8 protein-coding genes are annotated in these 8,297 nt (G+C 51.7%); all 8 read left to right on the top strand.

Translation table 11 applies throughout. From position 1 onward, the window contains the following. A partial coding sequence (locus tag AC1RKG_RS24355; protein ID WP_455678424.1) for an EF-Tu C-terminal domain-related protein occupies positions 1-114 on the top strand: 114 nt, incomplete at its 5' end. A gap of 258 nt (positions 115-372) precedes the next feature. Then, the gene (secE, locus tag AC1RKG_RS24350; protein WP_020828746.1) at positions 373-756 is read left to right on the top strand and encodes a preprotein translocase subunit SecE; all 384 of its coding nucleotides are present in this window, start codon (positions 373-375) and stop codon (positions 754-756) included. Between the two features lies 1 nt (position 757). Continuing rightward, a complete protein-coding gene (nusG, locus tag AC1RKG_RS24345; RefSeq protein WP_004953928.1) occupies positions 758-1,303 on the top strand; it encodes a transcription termination/antitermination protein NusG in 546 nt (181 codons plus the stop codon). A gap of 162 nt (positions 1,304-1,465) precedes the next feature. Further along, complete coding sequence (gene rplK, locus AC1RKG_RS24340) at positions 1,466-1,894, top strand: 50S ribosomal protein L11 (protein ID WP_015376316.1); 429 nt, start codon at positions 1,466-1,468, stop codon at positions 1,892-1,894. A gap of 3 nt (positions 1,895-1,897) precedes the next feature. Further along, positions 1,898-2,602 carry a 50S ribosomal protein L1 gene (gene rplA / locus AC1RKG_RS24335; protein ID WP_004953932.1) on the top strand — a complete coding sequence of 235 codons (705 nt, stop codon included), beginning with the start codon at positions 1,898-1,900 and terminating at the stop codon, positions 2,600-2,602. A 330-nt stretch (positions 2,603-2,932) separates the two neighbouring features. Further along, positions 2,933-3,430, top strand: a complete 498-nt coding sequence (gene rplJ, locus AC1RKG_RS24330) for a 50S ribosomal protein L10 (protein WP_020828745.1) — start codon at positions 2,933-2,935, stop codon at positions 3,428-3,430. Between the two features lie 62 nt (positions 3,431-3,492). Then, the gene (rplL, locus tag AC1RKG_RS24325) at positions 3,493-3,858 is read left to right on the top strand and encodes a 50S ribosomal protein L7/L12 (protein ID WP_012004743.1); all 366 of its coding nucleotides are present in this window, start codon (positions 3,493-3,495) and stop codon (positions 3,856-3,858) included. Positions 3,859-4,192: 334 nt separating this feature from the next. Continuing rightward, on the top strand, positions 4,193-8,221 hold the full coding sequence (gene rpoB, locus AC1RKG_RS24320) for a DNA-directed RNA polymerase subunit beta (RefSeq protein ID WP_020828744.1): 4,029 nt from the start codon (positions 4,193-4,195) through the stop codon (positions 8,219-8,221). The last annotated feature ends 76 nt before the right edge of the window (positions 8,222-8,297 follow it).

The following is an 8,297-nucleotide window of genomic DNA, read 5'->3' as shown; positions in this document are numbered from 1 at the left end:
AACATGGTTGTTACCCTGATCCACCCAATCGCGATGGACGACGGCCTGCGTTTCGCAATCCGTGAAGGCGGCCGTACCGTTGGCGCTGGTGTTGTTGCCAAAGTTATCGCTTAATCGCTGATAACGTTTGACGCGACACGCGGTAAAAGGGCATCATTTGATGCCCTTTTTCTACGCTGTGAACTAGAACCTATCTCATCAGCGATTTTGCAGTCATAATCATTGGTGAGATGGGCTCTTAAAGCCGTATTGACTGAGATACGTCATAGCGTAAAACACCGAAATGCTGCCGAGCGGCATTTGATCGGTTTGGTTTGTCTTGCTGTGCGAGGCAAAGTTGTCTGTTCTGAATTCATTGTGACAGGTTGGTTTATGAGTGCGAATACCGAGGCTCAAGGGAGCGGGCGCGGCCTGGAAACGGCTAAGTGGCTGATCGTCGCCGTTCTGTTGGTTGTAGCGATTGTCGGTAACTATTACTACCGTGATTTCAGCCTGCCATTACGTGCGCTGGCTGTTGTAGTGGTTATCGCTGTTGCTGGCGCTGTAGCGCTGATGACCACCAAAGGCAAGGCCACCGTTGCGTTTGCACGCGAAGCGCGCACTGAAGTGCGCAAGGTGATCTGGCCAACTCGTCAGGAAACGCTACACACCACGTTGATCGTTGCCGCGGTAACTGCCGTGATGTCGCTGATTCTGTGGGGCCTGGACGGTATTCTGGTCCGTCTGGTATCGTTTATTACTGGCCTGAGGTTCTAAAATGTCTGAAGCTCCAAAAAAACGTTGGTACGTCGTTCAGGCGTTTTCCGGTTTTGAAGGTCGCGTAGCGCAATCGCTGCGTGAGCACATCAAACTGCACGATATGGAAGAACTGTTCGGCGAAGTGATGGTACCTACGGAAGAAGTTGTTGAGATCCGTGGTGGCCAACGTCGTAAAAGTGAACGTAAATTCTTCCCGGGCTATGTCCTGGTCCAGATGGTTATGAACGATGCCAGCTGGCACCTGGTGCGTAGCGTTCCGCGCGTAATGGGTTTCATCGGCGGCACCTCTGACCGTCCGGCACCGATCAGCGATAAAGAAGTTGATGCGATTATGAACCGCCTGCAACAGGTGGGTGACAAGCCGCGTCCTAAAACGCTGTTCGAACCGGGTGAACTGGTCCGTGTTAACGATGGTCCGTTTGCTGACTTCAACGGTGTTGTTGAAGAAGTGGATTACGAGAAGAGCCGCCTGAAAGTTTCCGTTTCCATCTTTGGCCGTGCAACGCCGGTGGAACTGGACTTCGCTCAGGTTGAAAAGGGCTGATCAATTAATCAGCAGTGAGTGGCGTTTGCCGCTTGTCAGAGGCGCGAAATTGAACTATAATTTCGCGCCTTTTGTTTTTATAGGCCTTGCTCATTGAGTTGAGCGGGGTGAAACACGGGGAGCCTCTATTGAGGCGATATTACCCAAACCGAGGAATTGTAAATGGCCAAGAAAGTACAAGCCTACGTTAAGCTGCAGGTTGCAGCCGGTATGGCTAACCCAAGTCCGCCAGTTGGTCCAGCTCTGGGTCAGCAAGGCGTTAACATCATGGAATTCTGTAAGGCGTTCAATGCTAAGACTGACAGCGTTGAGAAAGGTCTGCCGATTCCGGTTGTTATTACCGTTTATTCTGATCGCTCCTTCACTTTCGTTACCAAAACCCCGCCAGCAGCAGTTCTGCTGAAAAAAGCGGCTGGTATCAAGTCTGGTTCTGGCAAGCCGAACAAAGACAAAGTAGGTAAAGTGACTCGTGCTCAGGTACGTGAAATCGCAGAAACCAAAGCTGCGGACATGACTGGTTCTGACGTTGAAGCGATGACTCGCTCCATCGAAGGTACTGCTCGTTCCATGGGCCTGGTAGTGGAGGATTAAGAAATGGCTAAGCTGACCAAGCGCATGCGCGTGATCCGTGACAAAGTTGATGCTACTAAACAGTATGACATCACCGAAGCTGTTGCTCTGCTGAAAGAGCTGGCCACCGCTAAATTCGTAGAAAGCGTTGACGTTGCTGTTAACCTCGGCATCGACGCTCGTAAATCTGACCAAAACGTTCGTGGCGCTACCGTTCTGCCAAACGGCACCGGTCGTTCTGTTCGCGTTGCCGTATTTGCCCAGGGCCCTAACGCTGAAGCTGCTAAAGCTGCTGGCGCAGAGCTGGTAGGTATGGAAGATCTGGCAGACCTGATCAAGAAAGGCGAAATGAACTTCGACGTTGTTATTGCTTCCCCGGATGCAATGCGCGTTGTTGGTCAACTGGGCCAGATCCTGGGTCCACGTGGCCTGATGCCAAACCCGAAAGTGGGTACCGTTACTCCGAACGTTGCTGAAGCAGTGAAAAACGCTAAAGCAGGTCAGGTTCGTTACCGTAACGACAAAAACGGCATCATCCATACCACTATCGGTAAGGTTGATTTCGAGTCAGACAAGCTGAAAGAAAACCTGGAAGCCCTGCTGGTTGCGCTGAAAAAAGCAAAACCATCTCAGGCGAAAGGCGTGTACATCAAGAAAGTTAGCCTCTCCACCACCATGGGTGCTGGCGTTGCTATCGATCAAAGCGGCCTGACTGCTGTAGCGAACTAATCGCCCTGCGATTATCGCTTTGACTTGGGGCTAAGGTTCGTCTAGAATCTTATGCCCCAAGGTTTTGCTATTGGCAATAGCCATAGTAGAACAAAGATTTTTCGGTTGGAGCCTGGCCTATCCAGGCCTCCGTCCAAGACCGCAGGTGTATCGAAAGGTACTTAATCCTTCCTGCGTAGACGGTGACAGAGCCTAAAGAAAATTTTTAAATTGTCTTTGCTGGATTCTGCTCACCGTGTTTGAACGCTCTCGCCGCGTGATTTATCACAAGGTGTTGAGTGATGTGAGTGCTGGGGATTTCCCCCGGCTAAATCCAGGAGCAAAAAGCTAATGGCATTAAATCTTCAAGACAAACAAGCGATTGTTGCTGAAGTCAACGAAGTAGCCAAAGGCGCGCTGTCTGCGGTTGTTGCGGATTCCCGTGGCGTTACCGTTGATAAAATGACTGAACTGCGTAAAGCAGGTCGTGAAGCTGGCGTTTACATGCGTGTTGTTCGCAACACCTTGATGCGTCGCGTAGTTGAAGGCACTCCATTCGAATGCCTGAAAGACACGTTTGTCGGTCCTACCTTGATTGCATTCTCTAACGAACACCCGGGCGCTGCTGCTCGTCTGTTCAAAGAGTTCGCGAAAGCGAATGCAAAATTCGAGGTTAAAGCTGCGGCCTTTGAAGGTGAGCTGATCCCTGCGGCACAAATTGACCGCTTGGCAACTCTGCCTACTTACGATGAAGCAATCGCACGCCTGATGGCAACCATGAAAGAAGCCGCTGCCGGCAAATTGGTTCGCACTCTGGCTGCACTGCGCGATCAGAAAGAAGCGGCATAAGCCCTCTTTCTTAGCCTTTGCTTACGTATTTAAACTATTTCTGAATTTTAGGAACATTTGTTATGTCTATCACTAAAGACCAAATTATCGAAGGCGTTGCAGCTCTGTCTGTAATGGAAATCGTTGAACTGATCGCCGCTATGGAAGAGAAGTTCGGTGTTTCTGCTGCTGCTGTAGCTGCAGGTCCTGCTGCTGCTGCTGAAGCTGTTGAAGAAAAAACTGAATTCGACGTTGTACTGAAAGGTATCGGCGCGAACAAAGTTGCAGTAATCAAAGCAGTACGTGGCGCAACTGGCCTGGGTCTGAAAGAAGCTAAAGACCTGGTTGAGTCTGCACCAGCAGCACTGAAAGAAGGCATCAGCAAAGACGACGCTGAAGCACTGAAAAAAGCTCTGGAAGAAGCTGGCGCTGAAGTTGAAGTTAAATAAGCCACTGCTTTCTGAGTGCAGTCTGTTTTAACTAACAGACTGATGGCTGGTGACTTTTTGGTCACCAGCCTTTTTGCGCTGTAGGGCGTCAGTAGAGTTTCACACTGTTTGGCTACTGACTAACCCCAATATTTCTTTCTATCGACGACTTAATATATTGCCCTCCCTGCCGCAGCAAAATCTGCCGTACAGCGCAACGAAATGATTTAAGCGTGATAGAAACGAGTATTGCGGAAAGTGTTCCCGCTTTCCGGTCGACAAAATGGTGTTGCGTGAACCGTCCTATATCCGGACGGACAGATAGGTTCGACTTTCCAGCGAGCTGAGGAACCCTATGGTTTACTCCTATACCGAGAAAAAACGTATTCGTAAGGATTTTGGTAAGCGTCCGCAAGTTTTGGACATACCATATCTCCTTTCTATCCAGCTTGATTCGTTCCAGAAGTTTATCGAGCAAGATCCAGAAGGGCAGTACGGCTTAGAAGCCGCATTCCGTTCTGTTTTCCCTATCCAGAGCTACAGTGGCAATTCGGAGCTGCAATACGTTAGCTACCGTCTTGGTGAGCCGGTCTTCGACGTCAAAGAGTGCCAGATCCGTGGTGTGACGTTCTCTGCACCGCTGCGCGTAAAACTGCGCCTGGTAATCTACGAGCGTGAAGCTCCGGAAGGTACGGTCAAAGACATCAAGGAACAAGAAGTCTATATGGGCGAGATTCCGCTCATGACCGAAAACGGCACCTTTGTGATCAACGGTACTGAGAGGGTTATCGTATCTCAGCTTCACCGTAGTCCTGGCGTATTCTTCGACAGCGATAAGGGTAAAACCCACTCTTCGGGTAAAGTGCTGTATAACGCACGTATCATCCCTTACCGCGGTTCATGGTTGGATTTCGAGTTTGACCCGAAAGACAACCTGTTTGTACGTATTGACCGTCGCCGTAAATTGCCTGCGACCATCATTCTGCGTGCATTGAACTACACCACTGAGCAGATCCTTGACCTGTTCTTTGCGAAAGTAGTTTTCGAGATCCGTGATAACAAGCTGCAGATGGAGCTGGTTCCAGAGCGTCTGCGTGGTGAGACTGCTTCGTTTGATATCGAAGCCAACGGCAAGATCTACATTGAGAAAGGCCGTCGTATCACCGCTCGTCATATCCGTCAGCTCGAAAAAGACGAAATTCATAGTATTGAAGTACCGGTCGAGTACATCGCGGGCAAAGTGGTCGCGAAGGACTATATCGATACCAATACCGGTGAGCTGATCTGCGCAGCCAACATGGAGCTGTCGCTGGATCTGCTGGCCAAACTGAGCCAGTCAGGCCACAAGCGTATTGAAACGCTGTTCACCAACGATCTGGACCACGGTGCGTACATCTCTGAGACCGTACGTGTCGATCCAACAAGCGATCGTTTGAGCGCGCTGGTAGAAATCTACCGCATGATGCGCCCTGGTGAGCCGCCAACGCGCGAAGCTGCCGAAAGCCTGTTCGAGAACCTGTTCTTCTCTGAAGACCGCTACGATCTGTCTGCGGTTGGCCGTATGAAGTTCAACCGTTCTCTGCTGCGTGACGAGATCGAAGGTTCGGGCATCCTGAGCAAAGACGACATCATTGAAGTGATGAAGAAGCTCATCGATATCCGTAACGGTAAAGGCGAAGTGGACGATATCGACCACTTGGGCAACCGTCGTATCCGTTCCGTCGGCGAAATGGCTGAGAACCAGTTCCGTGTAGGTCTGGTACGTGTTGAGCGTGCGGTGAAAGAACGTCTGTCCCTGGGCGATCTGGACACCCTGATGCCACAGGACATGATCAACGCCAAGCCAATTTCGGCGGCGGTGAAAGAGTTCTTCGGCTCCAGCCAGCTGTCTCAGTTTATGGACCAGAACAACCCGTTGTCCGAGATCACGCACAAGCGTCGTATCTCTGCATTGGGCCCAGGCGGTCTGACCCGTGAACGTGCCGGCTTTGAAGTTCGAGACGTACACCCGACTCACTACGGTCGCGTGTGTCCAATCGAAACGCCGGAAGGTCCAAACATCGGTCTGATCAACTCCTTGTCCGTGTACGCACAGACAAACGAGTATGGCTTCCTGGAAACTCCGTACCGCCGCGTGCGTGACGGTTTGGTTACCGATGAAATCAACTATCTGTCTGCTATTGAAGAAGGCAACTTCGTTATCGCTCAGGCGAACTCCAACCTGGACGAAGACGGCCGCTTCATAGAAGACCTGGTCACCTGTCGTAGCAAAGGCGAATCAAGCCTGTTCAGCCGCGATCAGGTTGACTATATGGACGTATCAACCCAGCAGGTTGTTTCCGTTGGTGCCTCACTGATTCCATTCCTGGAACACGATGACGCCAACCGTGCATTGATGGGTGCGAACATGCAACGTCAGGCGGTTCCAACCTTGCGTGCTGACAAGCCGCTGGTAGGTACCGGTATGGAACGTGCTGTAGCGGTTGACTCCGGTGTTACTGCCGTAGCTCGCCGTGGCGGTGTGATCCAGTACGTGGATGCCTCCCGTATCGTTATCAAAGTTAACGAAGACGAGATGCACGCGGGCGAAGCAGGTATCGATATTTACAACCTGACCAAGTACACCCGTTCTAACCAGAACACCTGCATCAACCAGATGCCGTGTGTGAATCTGGGTGAGCCAATCGAGCGCGGCGACGTGCTGGCAGATGGCCCGTCCACTGACCTGGGTGAACTGGCGCTGGGCCAGAACATGCGCGTGGCGTTCATGCCGTGGAACGGCTACAACTTCGAAGACTCCATCTTGGTGTCCGAGCGTGTAGTTCAGGAAGATCGCTTCACTACCATCCATATCCAGGAACTGGCGTGTGTGTCTCGCGACACCAAGTTGGGGCCTGAAGAGATCACTGCCGACATCCCTAACGTGGGTGAAGCTGCGCTCTCCAAACTGGATGAATCCGGTATCGTGTATATCGGTGCTGAAGTAACCGGTGGTGACATTCTGGTCGGTAAGGTAACGCCAAAAGGTGAAACCCAACTGACGCCAGAAGAGAAACTGCTGCGTGCGATCTTCGGTGAGAAGGCATCTGACGTTAAAGATTCCTCTCTGCGTGTACCAAACGGCGTTTCCGGTACGATTATCGACGTGCAGGTCTTCACCCGCGATGGCGTGGAAAAAGACAAGCGTGCGTTGGAAATCGAAGAGATGCAGCTGAAGCAGGCGAAGAAAGACCTGACTGAAGAACTGCAGATCCTGGAAGCTGGTTTGTTCACGCGTATCCATGCGGTGCTGGTTGCCGGCGGTGTCGAAGCTGAGAAGCTGAGCAAACTGCCACGCGATCGCTGGCTGGAACTGGGCCTGACCGACGAAGAGAAGCAAAACCAGCTGGAACAGCTGGCAGAGCAGTACGACGAGCTGAAATCCGACTTCGAGAAGAAGCTGGACGCCAAGCGTCGTAAGATCACCCAGGGCGACGATCTGGCACCAGGCGTGCTGAAAATCGTTAAGGTTTATCTGGCCGTTAAACGTCAGATCCAACCGGGTGACAAAATGGCAGGCCGCCACGGTAACAAAGGTGTTATCTCCAAGATCAACCCGATCGAAGATATGCCTTACGATGAAAACGGCACGCCGGTTGACATCGTACTGAACCCGCTGGGCGTACCATCACGTATGAACATCGGTCAGATCCTGGAAACCCACCTGGGTATGGCTGCGAAAGGCATTGGTGAGAAAATCAACCAAATGCTCAAGCAGCATCAGGAAGTGGCCAAACTGCGTGAGTTCATTCAGAAGGCCTACGATCTGGGCGACGACGTCTGCCAGAAAGTTGACCTGAACACCTTCACCGACGACGAAGTCCTGCGTCTGGCAGAGAACCTGAAAAAAGGTATGCCAATCGCAACGCCGGTGTTTGATGGTGCGAAAGAGACTGAAATCAAGCAACTGCTGGAAATGGGCGGGATCCCAACCTCGGGTCAGATTACGCTGTTCGATGGCCGTACCGGTGAGCAATTTGAGCGCCAGGTTACCGTTGGCTATATGTACATGCTGAAACTGAACCACTTGGTTGACGATAAGATGCACGCCCGTTCAACCGGTTCTTACAGCTTGGTTACTCAGCAACCGCTGGGTGGTAAGGCGCAGTTCGGTGGTCAACGCTTCGGTGAGATGGAAGTGTGGGCACTGGAAGCATACGGCGCGGCTTATACCCTGCAGGAAATGCTCACCGTTAAGTCGGATGACGTTAACGGCCGTACCAAGATGTACAAAAACATCGTGGATGGCGATCACCGCATGGAACCAGGCATGCCGGAGTCCTTCAACGTACTGTTGAAAGAAATCCGCTCGCTCGGTATCAACATCGAACTGGAAGACGAGTAATCGTTTTTCCGGCTCAGGCTCCCGGCCTTAGGGAGCCTGAGGGTGGTTGTTCAGGTCACACGGGTGCGCGATTTGT

The organism is Serratia sp. GW822-FHT06D09 (assembly GCF_058799515.1).
The sequence above is the reverse complement of the archived record's forward strand: the minus strand, read 5'-3'. Positions and strand labels throughout refer to the sequence as shown.